This is a genomic window from Neisseria sp. P0021.S005 (genome assembly GCF_051956955.1).
Genome location: NZ_JBQCWY010000634.1, coordinates 1 through 1,782, shown reverse-complemented (window position 1 = coordinate 1,782; position 1,782 = coordinate 1). Strand labels below are relative to the sequence as shown.

Sequence of the window (1,782 nt, the reverse complement as noted above, 5' to 3'; positions counted from 1 at the left end):
ACTCTGTCGAGGACGCGGCATTGAAGCTCTTTCTCCAGATTACGCTCTTGTGTCGGCGTGAGTTCGTGGTTAAACACGACCAGCCCGACATCATGCTGCTTGACCACTGCCGCCAATTCTTCCGCCTTACCCGTACCGACAAACAAAGCCGGATGCGGTTTGTCGCGGCGTGAAGTTTCGATAGAAACCAAATCGCCTCCGGCCGCGCTCACCAATTCTGCCGCTTCGGTCAAGGCCGTCTGAAAGCCGCGCTCGCGCGTTTCATTTGCGCCAGAATAGTCCGCCGTCAGCATTACGCCGACCAAGAGGACGCGTTCGGGCTGCTCCAAAGATTTATCGACGGAAAACAGATTGCGCTTGCTCAAAAAATTTCCTTTCAGACGGCCTTATGGCTGGGTCAAAGTGCTAATTAACGGTTTTTCAAAATATCGGCAAAATATTCGGTCACTTCTGCCAAACGTCCGCCTTGCGCGGCATAAGGCTGCATTACGGCCACCAGCTGCTCCAACACTTCGCGCGTTTCGGTTTGCGCGTGTTCGCGGTAGAGCCACATATTTTGCATGGTCACCGTGGTCAATGCCTCGCGTACATTAAGCAAGAGCAAGTGGCGGCAAGATTCATAGCCTTGGCGCAAATCGCCGGCGGCATAGGCGGTAACCGACAATTCATAGTCGATGTCCAACTGATAAACATTGCTTTGGACAAAAAGAATATCGTCTTTCGGGAACGGAATGCGCTTCGCCATCAAGCCGATCGCATGGGAAATGCGGTATTTTCCTTCCTGGCGCAGCATGGTTTGCGCAAGGTAGAGACACTCGGCACGGCGCGGGTTGTAATCGTAGCCTGCCAACCAAGTCGCCAAAGCTTCATCGCGTTTGCCCATTAATTTGTAGCACTCGCCCAGCTGTTGGTAAGAAACCGTCACTTCCTCGATCCAACCGCCCAACTCGATGCGTTTTTTAAACCATTCGCTCGCACGCTCGGGCATATCAGAATCCCAATAAGAACGTGCCGCATAAAAGGCGTAACGCGGTTTCAGGTCTTCATCTTCAGGGCTGTAAAACGCTTTTTCCAAAGAAACCGCATCAAGCAGGTATTTATTCGCCATATTGCTGCGTGCGCCGAAACGGCCGCTGAGAACCGTATAGTCGCCATGAAGCGTGGCTTCGCTGGTATCTTGTTTGTCGGTCTCGATAAACTCATGCAACACGCCGCGCCAGTAGAATGTTCCGTCATTGCGCAACAACAGCGGACGGTAATAAACCACGCTGCCCATGGCATTTCTCATGCGGAGGCGGTAACGATCGGCAGTCAGCTCGGGCAATTCCAATTTGCCTTCAAAGCGGTCGTCCGCATCAAAAATCAAAACGTAATCGGTTTTGCCTTTTGCGTGTTTCAACGCCTGATTGCGGTTGTATGCAAAATTTTGCCAACCATCATGATGAATCTCGCCCGCGATGCCCTTTGCATCGAAAAAGCGGCGGATCACGCCGACGGTATCATCTGTCGAGCCGGTGTCGCTGATGACATAGTAGTCAAGTTTGATGTGGTCGGTGATGTTGGCCAGTGTTTCTTCGATGATTGCCGCTTCGTTTTTGACAATCATATTCAAGCAGATGGTTTGGGACATTTTCAATAGCCGCATTGATTTGGAAAGGTATTATTTTACTTTAGCATTTTGTTTTTTGCACACAAAATACTCAGGCCGTCTGAAGATTGCCTTTCAGACGGCCTGAAGTTTATTTTGCCTTATCTTTTTTCCTGACGACGTATCAGATACAC

1 protein-coding gene and 1 pseudogene are annotated in these 1,782 nt (G+C 50.5%); both read right to left on the bottom strand.

Translation table 11 applies throughout. The annotated features are described in order from the left end of the window. Positions 1–365 (bottom strand): annotated as a pseudogene (locus tag ACTHUE_RS17730) (GTPase HflX); the annotation flags it as partial. Between the two features lie 44 nt (positions 366–409). Further along, positions 410–1,630: a glycosyltransferase gene (locus tag ACTHUE_RS17725; protein ID WP_440424078.1), complete on the bottom strand. Its 1,221-nt coding sequence runs from the start codon at positions 1,628–1,630 to the stop codon at positions 410–412. Positions 1,631–1,782: the final 152 nt, after the last annotated feature.

Bases quoted from the DNA above. Each gene is read 5' to 3' on its own strand.
- ACTHUE_RS17725 (WP_440424078.1), bottom strand. From the start codon at position 1,630: ATGTCCCAAACCATCTGCTTGAATATGATTGTCAAAAACGAAGCGGCA.